The sequence below is a fragment of the Xenophilus sp. Marseille-Q4582 genome (genome assembly GCF_916700565.1).
In the GTDB taxonomy this organism is placed as follows: domain Bacteria; phylum Pseudomonadota; class Gammaproteobacteria; order Burkholderiales; family Burkholderiaceae_C; genus Xenophilus.
In genome coordinates, this window is sequence record NZ_CAKAKO010000002.1 from 942,279 (window position 1) to 961,050 (window position 18,772).

Here is an 18,772-nt window from a genome sequence, read left to right on the forward strand (position 1 = left end):
GCTCTAAGATGGCGCCCATGACCGCCGCGCCGCGCCTTTCCTTGCCCCGCTTCTGGGCCGAGCTCACCACCCGCGATATCGAGGCGCTGGACCCGGCCCGCACCGTGGCCGTGCTGCCGCTGGGCGCCACCGAGCAGCACGGCCCGCACCTGCCACTGGGGGTGGACAGCCTGCTGGCCGACGGCCTGGTGCAGGCGACGCTGCCGCAACTGCCCGCCGACCTGCCCATCCTCTTCCTGCCCACCCAGGCTGTCGGCCTGAGCCCCGAGCATGCGCGCTTCGCGGGCACGCTGACCCTGTCGGCCGAAACACTGATCCGCCTGTGGAAGGAAATCGGCGCCGGCGTGGCGCGTACCGGGCTGCGCAAGCTGGTGCTGTTCAATGCGCACGGCGGGCATGCGGGCCCGATGGACATCGTGGCGCGCGAGTTGCGCGAGGCGCATGACCTGCTGGTCTATAGCGTGAGCTGGTTCAACCTGCCGCTGATCGACGCTCAGGGCCAGCCCCTGACGCTGGACCGCTTCGACGTGCATGCGGGCGAATCCGAAACGGCCATGATGCTCGCGCTCGCGCCCGGCCTGGTGCGCCAGGAACTGGCGCGCAACTTCCGCCCGACGTCGCAGCAGCGTGCGCGCGACTACCCGATCCTGGGCAACGGCCGCAGTGCCAAGCTCGGTTGGGCGATGCAGGACTACCACCCCGCGGGTGCCGCCGGCAACGCAGCCGCCGCCACGGCGGCCCAGGGTCGGGCGCTGGTCGACGCCGCGGCCCGCGCTTTCGCGGCGCTGCTGGACGAGGTGTCCCGCCTGCCGCTGGACACGCTGGCATCGCATCCGCCTCGCTATGATGGGCCGGCGAAGCCCTGAGGCGCAAGCCGGGGCGCGCAGAACTTCACCACAGGGAAACTTGCACCATGGGCATCATCTGGACCATCCTCATCGGCTTCGTCGTCGGCCTGATCGCTCGCGCCCTCAAGCCCGGCGATGACTCGGCCGGCTTCATCGTCACCACCATCATCGGCGTGCTGGGCTCGCTGGTCGCCACCTACGTGGGCCAGGCGCTGAACCTTTATGCCGTGGGGCAGCCGGCCGGCTGGATCGCCTCCGTGCTCGGCGCCATCGTGCTGCTCTTCCTCTGGGGCATGGTCAAGAAGAAGGGCTGAGTCCGTGACCGCCACGGACCCGGCGCTGCATGCGCGCGTGGCGCGCATCTTCGAGGGCGCGCCCTTCGTCACCGACATGGGGTTGGAACTGGTCGGCGTCGGCATGGGCTGGTGCGAAACCGCCTTGCCGCTGGGCGCGCGGCACCTGCAGCACGGGGGCGTCGCCCATGCGGGCGTGATCAGCACGCTGGCCGACCACACGGCTGGGGCCGCGGCCCAGACCGTCTGCCCGCCGGGCCAGACCGTCGTCACGGCCGAATTCAAGATCAACCTGCTGCGCCCCGGCCAGGGCGAGCGGCTCGAATGCCGGGCCGTGGTGCTCAAGCCCGGCCGCAACCTGCATGTGGTGGAAGCCGAGGTCTACGGACAGCGCGGCGAGGCCCGCGTGCTGGTGGCCAAGTTCAACGCCACGATGGCGGTGATTGCCGGCGACTTCTGAGTAACCGTCTTTGAAGTCAAGCGCCGAGAAGCGATTTATCCCAATGTTTGCCGGTTCGGGCCATGGCGTTGAGCGTGGTCAACAGCTTGCGCATGCAGGCGACCAGGGCGACCTTGGGCAGCTTGCCCGCGGCCTTCAATCGCTCGTAGAAGGTCTTGATGGCCGGGTTGTAGCGTGTGGCTGTCAGCGTGGCCATGTACAGCACGCGCCGGACCTCAAAGCGTCCGCCCTGCACGCGCCTTCGCCCCTTGCTGCTGCCCGAGTCGTTGGCCATGGGCGCCACGCCCACCAGCGCAGCGATCTCGCGTCGATTCAGCTTGCCCAGCTCTGGCAGTTCGGCAATCAGCGTCGCACTGGCCACCGGGCCGATCCCCGCCGTGGACTGCAACAAGCTGTCCAGCTCTGCGAAGTGCTCGCGCACGTGGGTGAGCATCTGCGCCTCGATCTCGTCGAGCTGTGCTTTGATTGCCGCCACGATCGCATCGATGCTGACGTGCAGCTTCTTGGGTGGGATCTGCAGCCGCTGGCGCTCCGAATGCATCATGGTCAACAGCTGACGCCTGCGCGTGACCAGGGCTGCCAGCCACTGCTGGCGCTCGTCGGCCAGCGGGCGCAGGAAACGCTCCAGGTCCTCACGGCGTACCAGCACCGCCGCCAGTTCGGCCAGCATGCGCGCGTCCACCGCATCGGTCTTGGCCAGACGGCCCATGGACTTGGCAAACTCGCGTGCCTGGCGCGCATTGACCACGGCCACGGGCAGGCCCGCTGCCTGCAGCGCACAGGCCAGCGCCGCCTCGTAACCGCCGGTGGCCTCCATCACCACCAGGCCCACGCCCACAGGCAGCAGCATCGCCGCCAGCGCCGAATGGCCTTCGGCATCGTTGTTCAACCGCTGGGCTTCGCTCTTGGCACCCAGCACACAGACATCCACGTGCGCCTTGGCCACGTCGATGCCCACCGTCACTGACAAAACAGACATGATCTCCAGAACCCTTGCTTGTGCATGCGCACTCATCGAAGGCGCGCGTAACCGTTCGGGCTTGACGGAGACCAGCGCGGCGGCCGTGCGTTCTGTACTCAGAAACGGGCTCGATCACCCCAGCCGCTACCAAACTGCACGGGCCGGTCTGGCCGCCTCAACGGCGGTCAGACTCTACCGCGCTGGTCTGGTTTAAAGATACAAGGGGCTTCACGCGCGGCGGCGCGGGCAAGCGCGCAGGACCGGGGCGCCGGCGCCGCCTGCGCGTCCGGGCGCGGCGTCGGCGCCCTTTGCCGGCCCCGTGCCCTGCCCCATGCAGGGGCAGGGTTCAGGCCGCTCCGGGGGGGGCTTGCGCCTCAATGGCGGTACGGGTTGTTCGGCCGGGCGTCATAGCGGTTCGGCACGCCGTCCCGGTCGCGGTCGCGCCCGTGCGCATGGCCGCGGCCCGGATGGCCGCGATCGCGGTCCCAGCGGCCGGCGCGGTAGTCCCAGCGGCCGTCGTGCTGCACCCATTGCGGGGCGCGATAGGCGTAGCCGGGGCGGGCCTTCAGCCAGGTGCCCGCGACCCACACGTGGCGGCCGCGCTGCCATTCCCAATGGCCGGGCGACCACACGTAACCGCGGCGCGGCGGCGGCACGCGTTCGAAGCGCGGCGGTGGCGGGGCCTGGCCGATCTGCACGTTGATGACCGGCTGGGCCTGCGCGACGGAAGGCAGTGCGAAGCTGCCCAAGGAGAGCACGGCCGCGGCCGCGGTGCTGAGGGTGATGCGGGAAAGTGTGCGCATGGTGGCTCCTCTGGGATGTCCGTTCAGGAAGCTCCATGCTCGGCCCCGCGTGTGAAGCGGATGTCAACGCGTGGCGAAGTCTTGTGCGCGTGGGTGTCGAGCGCGAAAAGAGGCGCGCCAGGGCGTTTCGGGCGCGACCGAAGGCCCGCAGCCGCTCATTCGCGCAGTTCGCCGAGGTCCACCGCGTCGGCCATCGCGGCCATGCCGGCGGCGTTGGGATGCAGATGGTCGCCGCTGTCGAAGTCCGCGCGCAGGCGCTGCGGCACGGCTGCATCGCGCAGGGCCGCGTCGAAATCCACAACCGCCGCCACGTCCTGCCGGCCGCGGATCCAGCGGTTGACGGCCTGGCGCGTGCGCTCGTTCTCCTCGCTCCAGGTGGCCGCGCCGCCGAAGGGCAGCAGCGTGCCCAGCAGCACCTGCACGCCGCGCGCGCGTGCGGCGGCCATGAGCTGCTCGAAGCCCGCGATGAGCTGCGGCGGATCGGCCAGCTGCGCGGCCGGCGCGAGGGGCGACAGCTCGCCGTTCATCCTCCCGAAGCCGATGTCGTTGATGCCGATCAGCATCAGCACGTGGGTGACGCCGCTTTGCCGCAGCACGTCGCGTTCGAAGCGCTTGAGCGCGCTGTCGGCCACGCCGTCGCGCAGCAGGCGGTTGCCGCCGATGCCGGCATTGACCACCGACACGGCCGGGCGCAGGTCGCGCACGCGCGCGGCCAGCCGCAGCGGGTAGCTGCCCAGCTGCGGATCGCCCGCGCCGCCGCCATCGGTCAGTGAATCGCCGAAGGCGACGAGCAGGCGCGTGTCGCGCGCGGCCTGCACGTCGAGCGCGCTGAGCGCGGGCGCCCAGTCCAGCGCCTGGGCCTCGCGCGGCTGCGCCTGGGCGCACTGGTCGCCCGGCATCACCCAGCCGGCACCGCCCTCGCGCGTGATTGGGTAGCCGGCGGCCAGCGCGAAGGGGCGGGCCAGGTGGTAGCTCAGCGCCAGCGACTGGCCCGCGCGCGCCGTGAAGCGCACGGGGTCGCTCCAGCGCGTGGCGCCGGGCGCCAGCGTGAGGCCGGCCTGCCCGTCGAAGCGCAGCGGCACGATGCTGCGCGGCGACAGTGCCGCGCCGCCGGTGGACAGGCCCAGCGTGGCCTGGTCGATCAGCAGCGGCTCCAGCGCCCAGCGGTTGGACAGGCGCACGCGCCACTGCCGCCCGCCCAGCGCCACCTGCACGCGCAGGCGCACCGTCTGGTCGTTGAACACACGCGGCGGGCGCGTGGGCCATCCCGGGGCGACCATCTGCTGGCGGTAATCCCGCTCGGCCACCGCCCAGGCGGCCACCCAGCGGGCGTCGTCCGGGCCAGGCGTGGCGGATTGCGCCAGGGCCGGGGCCGCCATGCCGGCGCTGCCGAAGGCCAGGCCGAGCTGGCCCAGCAGCCAGTCGCGGCGCGTGAGGCGGCCCGTGGGGCCCGGAGCAGGACTTTCGTCTGCGAAGCCGTCCGCGGAGCAGGGGCGCGAGCCGGCGGCGTGAAGCGCCGGCCCGGCATCGGAAGGGGGCGAGGCGGTCGCGCGGTCAGCGGGCATGCACAGCATGGGCAGTGGCAGGGCCCTGCATGATGCCGCACGCGCCGCCGGGCCGGCGGCCGGTGCCTACCAGGTGTCGACGTAGGCCATCGGCGCATCCACCGCGCGCGTGGACGACTGCAGGCCGCGAAGCAGCCAGGCGCGCGTGTCGGCGGGGTCGATCACGGCGTCGATCTCCAGCGTCTGCGCCATATGCATGGCCTGGCCGTCTTCGTACTGGCGTGCCACCAGTTGCTGGAACAGCGCATCACGCTCGGGGCCGGCGGGCACCGCTTCCAGCTCCTTGCGGTAGCCCAGCCGAACCGCGCCTTCGAGCCCCATCGCACCGAACTCCCCCGTGGGCCAGGCCACGGTGAACACCGGCGCATCGAAGCCGCCGGCGGCCATGGCCTGCGCACCCAGCCCGTAGCCCTTGCGCAGCACCACGGTGAAGAAGGGCACGCGCAGGTGCGCCTCGATCATGAACATGCGGCACACGTGGCGCACCTGCGCCTGCGCCTCGATGTCCGGCCCCACCATGAAGCCGGGCGTGTCGCACAGCGAGACGATGGGCAGCCCGTGCGCATTGCACAGCTGCATGAAGCGCGCGGCCTTGTCGGCGGCCGGCGCGTCGATGGCGCCGCCCAGGTGGTGCGGGTTGTTGGCGATCACGCCCACGGGCCGGCCCTCGATGCGCGCCAGCGCCGTCACCATGCCCGCGCCGAAGCCCGCGCGCAGCTCCAGCACCGAGCCGCTGTCAAAGAGGCCCTGCATCACCGCCCGCACGTCGTACACGCGCAGCCGGTTCTCGGGCACCGCATGGCGCAGCGCGCGCGGGTCGGCGCATTGCCAGTCCTTCGTCGCCCCCTGGAAGTACGACAGGTACTGCTTGGCCACCTTCACGGCCTGCGCCTCGTCCTCGACCAGCACGTCGATCACGCCGTTGGCCGACTGCACGTGGCTGGGCCCGATCTGCTCGGGCGTGTAGGTGCCCAGGCCGCCGCCCTCGATCATGGCCGGCCCGCTCATGCCGATGTTGCTCGCGCGCGTGGCGATGATCACGTCGCAGCAGCCCAAGAGGGCCGCGTTGCCCGCGAAGCAGCGCCCGTGTACCACGCCCACCACCGGCACCTTGCCCGACAGCGCCGCGAACTGGCTGAAGGTGTGGTTGTTCAGCCCGGCCACGATGGGCATGTCGGTGTCGCCCGGCCGGCCGCCGCCGCCTTCGGCGAACAGCACCATCGGCAGCTTCAGCTGGTGCGCCAGCGCCAGCATGCGGTCCTGCTTGTGGTGGTTGCGCATGCCCTGGGTGCCGGCCAGCACGGTGTAGTCATAGGCCATCACCACGCAGCGCGAATCCTCGGCGCCGAACTGATCGGCGTTGACGCTGCCGATGCCCGTGACGATGCCGTCGGCCGGGGTGTTGGCGATCAGGTCCTCCAGCGTGCGTCGGCGCGTCTGCGCGGCCACGGCCAGCTGGCCGTATTCGATGAAGTTGCCCGGGTTGGCGTCGAGCGCGCACAGGTCGGCCACGTTCTCGCGCGCGGTGCGCCCGCCCTGGGCGTGGCGCTTGGCCACGGCCTTCTCGCGGTTGGCGTCGAGCGTGAAGGCATGGCGGTCGATCACGCGCTGCAGGTCGGGGCGGATGGCGTCCAGGTCCAGTTCGGCCGCGGCCTGGGCCTGCACCTGGTCGGCGTCCACCGGCTCCAGGCGCACCAGCGGCTGGCCTTCGACCAGGTAGTCGCCGGGCTGCGCGAGCAGGGCCACCACACGGCCGGCCGCGGGCGCGTGCAGCAGGTGTTCCATCTTCATGGCTTCGAGCACGCCAACCTGGGCGCCGGCCGGCACCACGTCGCCCACCTCCACTTCGAACTGCACGAGCTTGGCGGGCATGGGGGCGCGCACGGTGGGGCGGGTGTCGCCGTCGTCGGCGAGGGCTGCGGCCGCCGGTGCTGCGGCAACAGGAGCGCCCGCGCGTGGCGCAGCGGCCTCGAAGGCGTTCGCGGCATCGAGCAGCGCCGGCAACTGCTCTTCGACGAAGCGCGTGTGCACGGCCTGCGTCTCGAACTCGGGCCGGGTACCGATGGCGCGCAGCAGCGGCAGGTTGGTCGCCAGGCCTTCGATGCGGCATTCGGCCAGCGCGCGCAGGCTGCGGCGCTGCGCGTCGGCAAAGCGCGGCGAGGCGCTGGCCACGATCAGCTTGGCCAGCAGGGTGTCGTAGTGCGGCGACGGGGCCAGGCCCGCGTAGCCGTGCGTGTCCACGCGCACGCCGGGGCCGGTGGGCAGGTCGAAGCGCGCAAGGGTGCCGCTGGCGGGGCGGGCGTTGCCTTGGGCATCCAAGGTCTCGGCATTGATGCGCCACTGGATGGCGAAGCCCTTCTGCGGCGCGGTCGCGCCGGCCGTGATGCCGAGGTCGGCCAGCGACTGGCCGGCGACCACGCCGATCTGCAGCTGCACCAGGTCCAGCCCGGTCACGGCTTCGGTCACCGTGTGCTCCACCTGCAGGCGCGGGTTGGCTTCGATGAACACGAAAGGCAAAGAAATGGCCCCCACGCTCCCCGCTTCGCGAGGTTCGCTGCCCCCCGAGGGGGCGCTCGCCGCCTTGGGGCGGCCCGGCGGCGGCTCGATCGCCTGCTCGTCGACCAGGAACTCGAAGGTGCCCAGGCCGCGGTAGCCCACCTGCTGGGCCATGCGCAGCGCGGCGCGCGTGATGGTGTCGCGCAGGGCCGCCGGCAGCGTGGGGCTGGGGGCGATCTCCACGAGCTTCTGGAAGCGCCGCTGCAAGGTGCATTCGCGCTCGCCCAGGCTGGCGACCGAGCTGCCGTCGCCCAGCACCTGGATCTCGATGTGGCGCGCGCGGGTCATGAGGCGCTCGACGTACACGCCCTCGACGCCGAAGGCAGCCTTGGCTTCGGACATGCAGCGTGCGTGCGCGTCGGGCAGCTCCTCGGCGCGCAGCACGGCGCGCATGCCGCGCCCGCCGCCGCCGCCGATGGCCTTGACCATGACGCCGGCGCCGTCCCGGGCCTGCTCCGCGAAGAAGGCCTGGGCTTCGGCCAAGGACACGGCGCCTGCGCTGCCGGGCATCACGGGCACGTCGCATTGCTGGGCCAGCGCGCGCGCGGCGGCCTTGTCACCGAAGAGCGAGAGCTGTTCGGGCGTGGGGCCGATGAAGGTGACACCGGCCTGGGCGCAGGCCTGGGCGAAGTCGGCGCGCTCGCTGAGGAAGCCGTAGCCCGGGTGCACGGCGTCGCAGCCTTCGGCCCGGGCGATGGCCAGCAGCGCGGGGATGTCGAGGTAGGCCGAGGGGCCGCTGGCCTGCAGTGCCACGGCCGTGTCGGCCAGCTGGGCGTGCAGGGCCTGCGCGTCGTCGCGCGCATACACGGCCACACTGGCAATGCCCAGGTCCTGCAGGGCGCGCACCAGGCGCACGGCGATCTCGCCGCGGTTGGCGATCAGTACTCTCTTGAACATGGTGTCTCCGCGGCTCATCGCCGCACGCGCTGCGCGCGTTCTGCAATTTGGGCTTCGCCCCGCGCTGACGCGCGAACGCCGCGGTTGGCGATCAGTACTTTCTTGAACGGCATGCGCAGTCTCACTCCACGTCTTTCAGCAGCCGGCGCAGCACCTTGCCGGCGCCGGTGGCGGGCAGGGCGTCGATGAAGCGCACATGCTTGGGGGTCTTGTAGGGCGCCATGTTCTGGCGCGACCAGGCGATGAGCTGCTCGGCCGTCACGTCGGCGCCGGGCTTCTTCACGATGAAGGCCTTCACCACCTCGCCCTTCTCGGCGTCGGCCTGGGCGATCACCGCAGCCTGCGCCACGGCGGGGTGCTTGATGAGGATGGTCTCCACTTCCTCGGGGAACACGCTGTAGCCCGAGACCTTGATCATTTCCTTGAAGCGGCCCGTGAAGCAGAGGTAGCCCTCCTCGTCGAACTTGCCCATGTCGCCCGTGTGCACCCAGCCGTCGCGCAAGGTGGCGGCCGTGGCTTCGGGCTTGTTCCAGTAGCCCTTGAAGTTGCCCTTGCTGCGCAGGACGATCTCGCCCAGCTGGCCGGCGGGCAGATCCGCGCCCGTCTCGGGATCGATGATGCGGATGGTCACGCCGGGCATCGGAATGCCCTGCGTGCCCCACTTGGCCTTGCCCGGCGGCGTGTAGGTGTCGCAGGTGTGGGTTTCCGACAGGCCATAGGCCGCCTCCTGCGACAGGCTGTTGGGCGCGAACTGGCGCCACTGCTGCGCCAGCGGCTCGGTGAAGGCGATGCCGAAGCTGGTCACCGGGTTCATCTTGAGGCTGGAGAGGTCGAAGCTGCGGATGTCGGGCTGCTGCATGCAGGCTACGTTCATGGGCGCGATGGAATACCACCAGCTGACCTTGTAGCGGTCGATGGCTTGCAGCACCGCATGCGGGTCGAAGCGGTGCAGCAGCACGCTGGTGGCGCCGGTGATGACCGGCACGTTCACGCCCATCAGCATGCCGGCGATGTGGTACAGCGGCGCGACGGACAGCAGCACGTCATGGGGCTGCACGGCATTGCAGTCGGCGCACAGCGTGGTCTTGAACAGCGCATTGCCGTAGCTGAGCATGGCGCCCTTGGGCAGGCCCGTGGTGCCCGAGGTGTAGGTCATCAGCGCCACGTCGTCGAGCCAGAGCTCCACGGGGGCGGGCTTCGCATCCGTGCGCATGGCGGCCAGGAAGTCCTCGGTGCCGGCCGGCACGCTGCGGGATTCCTTCTGCGCAGCGACCAGCTCGGCCGGCAGGTCCAGCGTGGCGCCCGCGGCGGGCAGGAGGTCGGCGTAGTGCACCACGAACACGTGCTCGAGCGAGCTCTCGGGCCGCACGCGCTCCACCACCGGCAGCAGCGGCGAGGCGGCGACGATCACGCGCGCCTTCAGGTCGCCCACCTGGTAGGCCAGCTCGTGCTCCTTGTTGAGCGGCCCGCTCGGGCACACGATGGCGCCGATCTTCTGGATGCCGTAGTGCGCCACCAGGTACTGCGGGCAGTTGTTGAGGAAGAGCACCACCGGCTCGCCTTTCTTCACGCCCAGCGCCTGCAGGCGGGCGCCGAAGGCGTCGCTGGCGCGGTCCAGCTCGGCCCAAGTGAGCGTGCTGCCGTACCAGATGCACGCGGGGTGATCGGGGCGCTGGCGTGCGTTGTCGCGCAGGTATGCATGCAGCGGCTGCTGGGGCCGCACCGGAAGCTGTTGGGGTTCCATGGTGTCTCTCGGGTGTCTCGTTCTGAGGGTTATCCATAGCCGGCAAAACGCTGGAGTCGCTTGCCATGCGTCAATGGTGCTCCAACAATCCTACCGATGGGTAGAACTTTGGAGACAGCGCGTAAACCCCCGGCGTTGAACGCGCACCGCCCGCAGGGCACGGGCCGGCAGAAAGCGAACACCGCCAGCACCGAGGCGCAGCGTGACCGCATCCTCGAAGTGGCGGCGCGCCTGTTCGCGGCGCAGGGCTATGCGAACACCACCATCGACCAGATGGCGCGCGAGCTGGGCGCGACCAAGCCTTTCGTCTATTACTACTTCCGCGACAAGCAGGAGATCTTCGAGACGCTGTCCTGGCGCCCGTCGGTGGACTGTTTCACCGCGCTGGACTTCGCCGACACCGACCCGCGGCGCGCGAGCGAGAAGGTCATCGACGGGCTGGGGCGCCTGATCCGCGCCACCATCGCGCACCATCCGGTCGCCTTCTTCCCCTACCGGGAGCCGCAGGTCTACCGGCCCGAGTACATCGAGGCCGTGAAGAAGCTGGCGCACCACTTCTACGACAAGCTCTGCCCGCTGCTGGAGCAGGCGCGCCGCGACGGCGACCTCGATTTCAACGACACCAAGATCACGGCGCTGGCCGCGTGCAGCCTGCCGGGCTTTCTCTACAGCTGGTACCGGCCCGACGGCAAGCTGCCGCCCGATGAGGTGGCCGAGGAACTGACGCAACTGGCGGCCCGTGTCATCGGGCTGCGCCGGCGCGCTTCGCAGGAGGGCGCCCGCGCCGCCTGAGCCGCTTCGCCTCCTCCCTTCTTCTTCTTCTTTCCGGCAAGGCGCGTTGCACAGGCGCCGCCGGCCCCGTTTTCGACCCGTCAGACTTCAAGGAACCCGACATGCAGAATCGACGCAGCGCCCTGGCGATGCTGGCCGGCGCCACGCTGGGCCTGGGCCCGGCCGCCTGGGCCGCCGCTTCCTATCCGTCCAGGCCCCTGCGCTGGGTGGTGCCCTATCCCGCCGGGGGCGGCTCCGACTTCATGGCGCGCGTGGTGGGCCAGCCGCTGTCGGTGCTGGCGGGCCAGGGCGTGGTGGTCGACAACAAGCCCGGCGGCAACGGCGCCATCGCGGTGGCCGACGTGCTGCGCGCCGCGCCGGACGGCCACACGCTCATCAACGTCGACAACGGCACGCTGGTCTTCAACCCGGTGCTCTACCGCAAGCTGGGCTATGCGCCCGACAAGGACCTGCGGCTGGTGAGCCTGCTGGCGCGCGCACCCATGATCCTGGTGGTCGGCCCCAACCACCCGGCCAAGGATGTGAAGGAGTTCCTGGCGCAGGCGCGCAGCCAGCCGGGCGCGCTCAACTTCGGCTCGGCGGGCGCGGGCACGCCGCAGCACATGGCCATGGAAATGCTCATGCACCAGGCCGGCTTGCGCATGACCCACATCCCCTACAAGGGCTCCGCACCGGCGCTGGGCGACCTCGCCGGCGGCCAGATCCCGGCCGTGATGAGCGACTACGCGGCCGCTGGCGGCTTCCTGCAGTCCGGCAAGCTGCGGGCGCTGGCGATCGCGGATGGCCAGCGCCACCCGCGCCTGCCCGATGTGCCGACTTTCACCGAACTGGGCCTGCCGGGCGTGGAGGCGACGGCGCTGGTCGGCGTGGCGGTGCGCGCCGGCACGCCCGATGCGGCCGTCGAGGCACTGCAGAAGTACATCGCACAGGCGCTGGCCGACCCCTCGGTGCGCAGCCGCTACCTGGACGTGGGGCTGGAGCCCGTGGGCAACACGCCCCAGGCCTTCACCCAGCTCATCGCGGCAGAACGCGCGCGCTGGCATCCCCTGATCCGCAGCCTGGGCATCACGCTCGACTGAACAGGCGGCGCGCCGCCTCTGTTTTTCCGCCCTCGTGGCACCTTCAGAAGACTTTCACTCATGCGTTCACTGATCTCGACCACCCTCCTGGCCAGCCTGGCCGTCCTCGGCGCCACGCAGGCCGCCGCGCAGAACACCTACAAGGTCGCCTACATCGACATGCTGTCGGGCCCCTTCGCCAACGTGGGCGAGATCATGCTCACGCACGTGCAGTACGCCGTGGAGGACATCAACGCCAAGGGCGGCGTGCTGGGCGGCACCCAGATGCAGCTGCTGCAGTTCGACAGCAAGCTTTCGGCCCAGGAAAGCCAGAGCGCGCTGCAGGCGGCCATCGACCAGGGCGCGCAGGCCGTGATCACGGGCGGCTCGGGCTCCTCCGTGGTGGCGGCGCTCGTGCAGTCGGTCAACCGCTGGAACTCGCGCAACCCGGGCAAGGAGATCGTGGTGCTGAACCATTCCTCCATCGACCCCGAGCTGACGGGCAAGAGCTGCAACTTCTGGCACTTCCAGACCGAGGCGAACACGGCCATGAAGATGAAGGCCATCGCCAACTACATCAAGAAGACGCCCGAGGTGAAGAAGGTCTTCCTGCTCAACCAGGACTACGCCCACGGCAAGCAGTGGGCCACCTACGGCCGCCAGCTGGTGGGCCTGGCCCGGCCCGACATCCAGTTCGTGGGCGAGACGCTGCACCCGATGGGCCGCGTGAAGGACTTCGCGCCCTACGTGGCCAACATCCGCCAGTCGGGCGCCGACTCGGTCATCACCGGCAACTGGGGCCAGGACATGACCCTGCTGCTCAAGTCCGCCGGCGATGCGGGCTACGACCTGCGCTACTTCAACCACAGCGCGGGCGCGGCGCCGGGCACCGTGACGGCCGTGTCGCAGGCCAAGATGGGCCGCGTGACCTGGGTCGCCGAATGGCATCCGGGCCAGGCCGGCGTGCCCAAGGCCGAGGCGCTGGCCCAGGCCTACAAGGCGCGCACGGGCAAGGACTTCCTGGCGCCGCGCATCGACATGACGCCGCGCATCCTGGCCGCCGCCATCAACAAGGCCGGCAGCACCGAGAGCCTGAAGGTGGCGCGTGCGATGGAAGGCCTGGAGTTCGATTCGGTGATCGGCAAGGTGCGCATGCGCGCGGAGGACCACCAACTGCTGATTCCGCAGGTGGTCAACACCATCGCCAAGGTCGACGGCAAGGCCGTGACCGTGGGCTGGGAAGGCACCGACTACGGCTTCCGCACCGACGCCGTGTACACCGGCAACGAGGTGGCGCAGGGCACGGACTGCAAGATGCAGCGGCCGTAAGCCGCATCCGGAGGGCGGCTCATCAGGGAATATCCCGCCCCCGACCCCACCCGCCGCCTCGGGATACTGCCGGCTCCCCATGTCCCAGGGAGCCTGCATGGCCCAGAAGAACCCGCTGCATCCCATTCCCCACCCGGCGCGCAAGCCCATCGTGGGCAACCTGCTGTCGATCGGCTCCGATTCGCCGGTGCTCGACATGTGGAAGATCGCCCAGGAGCTGGGCGGCATCTACTGGCTCGACATGCCGGGCATGCCGGTGGTGGTGATCTCCGACCACGAGCTGGTGAACGAGCTGGTCGACGAGAAGCGCTTCGACAAGAGCACCAACGGCGCGCTGCGCCGGCTGCGCGCGGCCTCGCACGGCCTCTTCACTTCCGACACGCACGAGCCCACCTGGAGCAAGCCGCACAACATCCTGCTGGCCAACTTCAGCCAGCGGGCCATGCAGGCCTACCACCCGATGATGCTCGACATCGCCGAGCAGCTCGTGACCAAGTGGGAGCGCCTGAACTTCGACGACGAGGTGGACGTGACGCGCGACATGACCGCGCTCACGCTCGACACCATCGGCCTGTGCGGTTTCGGCTACCGCTTCAATTCCTTCTATCGCGAGAACTTCCACCCTTTCGTCGACGCGATGGTGCGCACGCTGGAGACGGTGCAGGACCGCCGCGGCCTGCCGCTGGAAGAGCTGATGATGAAGAAGCAGCTTGCCCAGCAGCGCAAGGACATCAAGTTCATGCACCAGATGGTGGAGGAGATCATCCGCGAGCGCCGCGCGAGCGGGGCCGACATCGCCACCAAGCCCGACCTGCTGAGCTACATGATCGCGGGCGTGGACAAGAAGAGCGGCGAGAAGCTCGACGACAAGATGATCCGCGACGAGTGCATCGAATTCCTCATCGCCGGACACGAAACGACGAGCGGCCTGCTGTCCTTCGCCATCTACTACCTGCTCAAGAACCCTGCGATCCTGGCCAAGGCACAGGCCGAGGTGGACAGCGTGTTCGGCACCGATCTCACGCAGCGCCCCACTTACGCGCAGGTCAACCGGCTGCAGTACATCCTGCAGATCCTGAAGGAAGCGCTGCGCCTGTACCCCACGGCGCCCGCCGTGGCCAAGCGCGCATTGGCCAACACCCGGATCGGCGAGGGCGGCAAATACAGCATCCACAAGCGCAACATGATCATCCTGCATGCGCTGGCCATGCACCGCGACAAGCGCGTGTGGGGCGAGGATGCGGATGAATTCAACCCGGATCACTTCTCGCGCGAAGCCGAGCGCGCCCTGCCGCCCAACGCCTACAAACCCTTCGGCACCGGCCAGCGCGCCTGCATCGGCCGCCAGTTCGCGCTGCAGGAGGCGATGCTCACGCTGGGCATGATCGTGCAGCGCTTCAGGCTCATCGACCACACCCACTACCCGCTCAAGGTCAAGGAGGCGCTGACGATCAAGCCCGAGGGCTTCAAGATCAAGGTGGTGCCGCGCGACCTGGCGGCGATGCGCGCCGCCCGACCGCCGACGGGGGCGGCAGCCAGTGCCGACACCACCACCGCGGCCGCTCCGACAGCCCAGCCTTCCGCCGCGCGCCATGGCACTTCGCTGCTCGTGCTGCACGGCTCCAACCTGGGCAGCGCCGAAGACCTGGCGCGCCAGCTGGCCGAGGCCGGCCAGTTGCGCGGCTATTCGGTGCAGATGGCCTCGCTCGACGACTATGCCGAGCGGCTGCCCGCGGCCGGCGCCGTGGCCATCGTCAGTGCGTCGTACAACGGCGCCGCGCCCGACAACGCGGTCGAGTTCTGGCGCTGGCTCGAAGATGCGCAGGGCTCCCTGAACGGCGTCGCCTACAGCGTGTTCGGCTGCGGCAACACGGACTGGGCTTCCACCTACCAGGCCGTGCCGCGCCGGCTGGACGAGCGCCTGGCCGAGCTGGGCGCCACGCGCGTGCATGCACGCGGCGAAGGCGATGCGCGCGAGGACATGGACGGCGCCTTCCAGGCCTGGGCCCAGAGCCTGTGGCCCGCGCTGGCCGGGCACTTCGGCCTGAAGGCCGAGGCCAGCCAGCCCGCGGCCGCGCAGCCGCTCTACACCGTGGAAGAAGTGCCGCCGCCGCAGGCCGGCGGCCCGGTCGATGCGCTGGGCGCCGTGCCGCTGCGCGTGGCCGTCAACCGCGAGCTGCAGCGCGGCGAGGGCGATGCCCCGCCCGAGCGTTCCACGCGCCACATCGAGCTGCTGCTGCCCGAGGGCGTGCACTACCGCGCCGGTGATCATCTGAGCATCGTGCCGCGCAACGGCGCCGCCGTGGTCGCGCGCGTCATGCAGCGCTTCGGCCTGGCGCGCGATGCGCACGTGCGCCTGGCCGCCGCGCCGGGCCGCAAGGCCGTGCTGCCGGTGGGCGAGGCCATCGCCGTGGAACGCCTGTTGTCCGACTACGTGGAACTGCAGGACGTGGCCACGCGCCGGCAGATCGGCGTGCTGGCCGCGCACACGCGCTGCCCCTTCACGCAGAAGTCGCTGGGCGCCTGGCTGGGCAACGACGACGAGGCGGCCGCCGCACGCTACAAGGCCGAGGTGCTGGCCTCGCGCAAGTCGGTGCTGGACCTGCTCGAGGAATTCCCGGCCGTGGAGCTGCCCTTCGCGCTCTACCTGGAGATGCTGTCCCCGCTGTCGCCGCGCTACTACTCGATCTCGTCCTCTCCCGCGGTGGACGCGCGCCGGGCCAGCGTGACCGTGGGCGTGGTCCGGGGCCCGGCGCGCTCGGGCCGCGGCGAGTTCGAGGGCGTGTGCTCCAGCTTTCTAGCGCGCGCGCAGGAAGGCGACACGGTGCATGGCTTCGTGCGCGGCAGCACGGCCGACGGCTTCGGCCTGCCCGAGGACGCGAGCAAGCCGCTGATCATGATCGGCCCCGGCACGGGGCTTGCGCCTTTCCGCGGCTTCCTGCAGGAGCGTGCCGCGCGCCAGGCGGGCGGCCAGCCGCAGGCCGCGGCGCTGCTGTTCTTCGGCTGCCGCCATCCGGCGCAGGACTTCCTCTACGAGGACGAGCTCGAGGCCTGGGCGCAGGCCGGCCTGGTGCGCCTGCACACCGCCTTCTCGCGGGACGGCGAACGCAAGACCTATGTGCAGGACCGCCTGCGCGAACAGGCGGACGCCGTCTGGTCGCTGCTGCAGCAGGGCGCCCACATCTACGTCTGCGGCGATGGCGCGCGCATGGAGCCCGACGTGCGCCGCACGCTGGTCGACATCGCCCGCGCGCAGGGCGAAGACGGCGAGGCGTGGATGGCCCGGATGATCACGGACCAGCGCTATGTGCTGGACGTGTGGGCGGGCAACTGAACCGCACGGACTGCACGGCCGGCCGCTGCCATGTTCTCGCACATCTTCATTGGCGTGACGGACTTCGACCGCGCCTTCGCGTTCTACGCGCCCTTGATGCGCACGCTGGCCTTGGAGCTGCGCTGGCACGACCCGGGCCGGCCCTGGGCCGGCTGGCACGGCCCGGGCGGCGCGCGACCCTTCTTCGTGATCTGCCAGCCCTTCGATGGGCTGGCGCACCACCCGGGCAACGGCCAGATGGTGGCCTTTTCGGCGCCCGACCGCGACACCGTGCGGCGGGCTCATGCGGTCGCGCTGCAGGCCGGTGGCCTCGACGAGGGAGCGCCCGGGCTGCGGCCGCACTACCACCCGCACTACTACGGGGCCTACTTCCGCGACCCCGACCGCAACAAGCTCTGCGTGGCCTGCCATGGCGAGGAGCCTGCGGCGCCGCCGCACGGGCCCCTGCGGTAGCCGGCTGCACGCCGCGCCACGCCCACCCGGCGGCGGGGCGGGTCTACCTGCGGTACGCCTTGCGCGAGCCGTCCTCGAACACCTCGTCGTCGCGCAGCAACCGGCCCTCGGCGTCCCAGGCCCGCTCGCGGCTCGGGCGGCCCTGCGCGTCGTACACCGTTTCGCCGATCCGCCGGCCCTGTTCGTCGAAGGACTGGTGCGTGCCGATGGCGCGCTGCGCACCGCGCGCGTCCAGCGCGTAGTGCGCCACGCTGGCGCGCTGGCCGTTGTCGAAGAACTGCTGCACTTCCAGCGTGCGCGCGTCGCCCGCGCCGGCATAGCGGGCCTGGCGGCGCGGCTGGCCGTTGAGGAAGTAGCTGTCGTCGGCCAGCGCTTCGCCCTCGGGCGTCCAGCGCTGCTCGCGCAGCAGCGTGCCGCGCTCCGAATACTCGGCATCGCGCTGGCGCACGCTGCCGCGCTCCACCACGCGCGAGACGCGCTCGCGCCGCTTCACGCCGTCGGCCGAGAACTGCTGCTCCGTGCGCTGGTCGCCCTGCAGCGTCATGCGCGCGGCGAGCTGGCCGTTGTCGTGGAAGCCCTCGGCGCCCACGCGCTGGCCCGCGCGCAGGCTCAGGCGTTCGCGCAGCCGGCCACGGGCGTCGAACAGCTCCACGCTCGCGGGCGCCGCGCCGGTGTGGCCACACAGGCGCGCATCGTCCAGGGCGGGCGCGAGCACGGCCCGGTCGGCGCAGCGCAGTTCGGCGAGCTGGCCGCGCTCGTTGAACTCCGCCACCGCGCGTTCGCCGCCCGGCTCTTCGTGGAAGGACACGCGCCGCAATTGGCCGTTGGGATGGAAGCTGCGCATCAGGCCCACCGGGCGGCCGTTGGCGTAGGTGGCCTCGCGCAGCAACTGGCCCGAGGCCAGGAACTCGCGCGCGCGGCCCTCCATGTTGCCTTTCTCGTTGACGCTGTGCTCCTTGACGAGCCGGCCCTTGTCATAGAAGCGCACCAGGCCCATGAAGCGGCCGTTCTGCAATTCCTGTTCGCGCCTGAGCTCGCCGGTGTCGCGCTCCTTGCAGCGCATCAGCCCCGTCTTGCCGGCCGTGGTGTGCCCGTTGGCCGGGTTGACCGGTTCGCCGTTGAGCTCGCAGTCCTGCACCGCGAAGGCGGGGGCGGCCAGGCCGGCGGCCACGAGGATCGCCGCGGCCACGGGCCGCGCTGTGCGGTGCTTCATTGCGGGGCGTACACAGCGTCGAGCGAGCGGAAGCCCTTGACCTCGATCGGATTGCCGAAGGGGTCGAGAAAGAACATGGTCCATTGCTCGCCGGGCTGGCCTTCGAAGCGCACTTGCGGCGCAAGCACGAAGTCGATGCCGGCGGCCGTCAGTCGGTCGGCCATGCCTTGCCAGGCAGGCAGGTCCAGGATCAGGCCGAAATGCGGCATGGGCACCCGCACGTCCCCCACGTGCCCCGTGCGCGCGGTGGCGAAAGGCTCGCCCAGGTGCAGCGAGATCTGGTGGCCGAAGAAGTCGAAGTCGACCCAGGTGTCGGTGCTGCGCCCCTCGGCACAGCCCAGCACGCCGCCGTAGAAGCGGCGGGCGGTGTCGAGATCGCGGACGTTGAAGGCGAAATGGAAGATGCTTGGCATGTGTCCCATTATGGGGAGCTTGTGCGGCCGTGCGGGCGCTGGAGAATGCGCGG

The 18,772-nt window shown here is 70.6% G+C and carries 15 protein-coding genes; 8 read left to right on the forward strand and 7 right to left on the reverse strand.

The genetic code is table 11. The features are described 5' to 3' along the window. The first annotated feature begins 17 nt into the window (after positions 1–17). From LG388_RS09620 to LG388_RS09630, 3 genes are read left to right on the forward strand one after another with little or no spacing between them, the layout of a single operon-like run. Entirely contained in the window at positions 18–866 is an 849-nt protein-coding gene (locus LG388_RS09620; RefSeq protein ID WP_225782579.1) for a creatininase family protein, read from the forward strand. Between the two features lie 47 nt (positions 867–913). Continuing rightward, the gene (locus LG388_RS09625; RefSeq protein WP_225782580.1) at positions 914–1,162 is read left to right on the forward strand and encodes a GlsB/YeaQ/YmgE family stress response membrane protein; all 249 of its coding nucleotides are present in this window, start codon (positions 914–916) and stop codon (positions 1,160–1,162) included. A 4-nt stretch (positions 1,163–1,166) separates the two neighbouring features. Then, positions 1,167–1,601, forward strand: coding sequence for a PaaI family thioesterase (locus tag LG388_RS09630; RefSeq protein ID WP_225782581.1), 435 nt, complete (start codon positions 1,167–1,169; stop codon positions 1,599–1,601). Between the two features lie 16 nt (positions 1,602–1,617). On the opposite strand, the gene LG388_RS09635 is transcribed toward LG388_RS09630, so the two are convergent. The 5 genes from LG388_RS09635 to LG388_RS09655 form a co-directional block, all read right to left on the reverse strand. Continuing rightward, a complete protein-coding gene (locus tag LG388_RS09635) occupies positions 1,618–2,580 on the reverse strand; it encodes an IS110 family transposase (RefSeq protein ID WP_225782582.1) in 963 nt (320 codons plus the stop codon). A 356-nt stretch (positions 2,581–2,936) separates the two neighbouring features. Continuing rightward, positions 2,937–3,365, reverse strand: a complete 429-nt coding sequence (locus LG388_RS09640) for a YXWGXW repeat-containing protein (RefSeq protein ID WP_225782583.1) — start codon at positions 3,363–3,365, stop codon at positions 2,937–2,939. A gap of 155 nt (positions 3,366–3,520) precedes the next feature. Continuing rightward, positions 3,521–4,930, reverse strand: coding sequence for a GDSL-type esterase/lipase family protein (locus tag LG388_RS09645; RefSeq protein ID WP_225782584.1), 1,410 nt, complete (start codon positions 4,928–4,930; stop codon positions 3,521–3,523). Positions 4,931–4,996: 66 nt separating this feature from the next. Then, positions 4,997–8,383, reverse strand: a complete 3,387-nt coding sequence (locus tag LG388_RS09650; protein ID WP_225782585.1) for a carboxyl transferase domain-containing protein — start codon at positions 8,381–8,383, stop codon at positions 4,997–4,999. Positions 8,384–8,504: 121 nt separating this feature from the next. Further along, positions 8,505–10,127 carry an AMP-binding protein gene (locus LG388_RS09655; RefSeq protein ID WP_225782586.1) on the reverse strand — a complete coding sequence of 541 codons (1,623 nt, stop codon included), beginning with the start codon at positions 10,125–10,127 and terminating at the stop codon, positions 8,505–8,507. Between the two features lie 96 nt (positions 10,128–10,223). Here LG388_RS09655 and LG388_RS09660 point away from each other — a divergent pair, with 96 nt between their 5' ends. The 5 genes from LG388_RS09660 to LG388_RS09680 all read left to right on the forward strand — a co-directional run bounded on the left by LG388_RS09660 (position 10,224) and on the right by LG388_RS09680 (position 17,093). Continuing rightward, complete coding sequence (locus LG388_RS09660; protein WP_225782587.1) at positions 10,224–10,919, forward strand: TetR/AcrR family transcriptional regulator; 696 nt, start codon at positions 10,224–10,226, stop codon at positions 10,917–10,919. 101 nt (positions 10,920–11,020) lie between these two features. Beyond that, entirely contained in the window at positions 11,021–11,998 is a 978-nt protein-coding gene (locus LG388_RS09665; protein ID WP_225782588.1) for a tripartite tricarboxylate transporter substrate binding protein, read from the forward strand. A gap of 60 nt (positions 11,999–12,058) precedes the next feature. Beyond that, positions 12,059–13,306 carry a branched-chain amino acid ABC transporter substrate-binding protein gene (locus LG388_RS09670; protein ID WP_225782589.1) on the forward strand — a complete coding sequence of 416 codons (1,248 nt, stop codon included), beginning with the start codon at positions 12,059–12,061 and terminating at the stop codon, positions 13,304–13,306. 97 nt (positions 13,307–13,403) lie between these two features. Then, a complete protein-coding gene (locus tag LG388_RS09675; protein ID WP_225782590.1) occupies positions 13,404–16,640 on the forward strand; it encodes a bifunctional cytochrome P450/NADPH--P450 reductase in 3,237 nt (1,078 codons plus the stop codon). Positions 16,641–16,670: 30 nt separating this feature from the next. Beyond that, complete coding sequence (locus LG388_RS09680) at positions 16,671–17,093, forward strand: VOC family protein (RefSeq protein ID WP_225782591.1); 423 nt, start codon at positions 16,671–16,673, stop codon at positions 17,091–17,093. Between the two features lie 43 nt (positions 17,094–17,136). On the opposite strand, the gene LG388_RS09685 is transcribed toward LG388_RS09680, so the two are convergent. Together LG388_RS09685 and LG388_RS09690 are read right to left on the reverse strand one after the other, a co-directional pair. After that, positions 17,137–18,306: a toxin-antitoxin system YwqK family antitoxin gene (locus tag LG388_RS09685; protein WP_225782592.1), complete on the reverse strand. Its 1,170-nt coding sequence runs from the start codon at positions 18,304–18,306 to the stop codon at positions 17,137–17,139. Next, positions 18,303–18,719, reverse strand: coding sequence for a VOC family protein (locus LG388_RS09690; protein WP_225782593.1), 417 nt, complete (start codon positions 18,717–18,719; stop codon positions 18,303–18,305). Before LG388_RS09690 ends, LG388_RS09685 begins: the two co-directional genes overlap by 4 nt. Positions 18,720–18,772 lie beyond the last annotated feature (53 nt).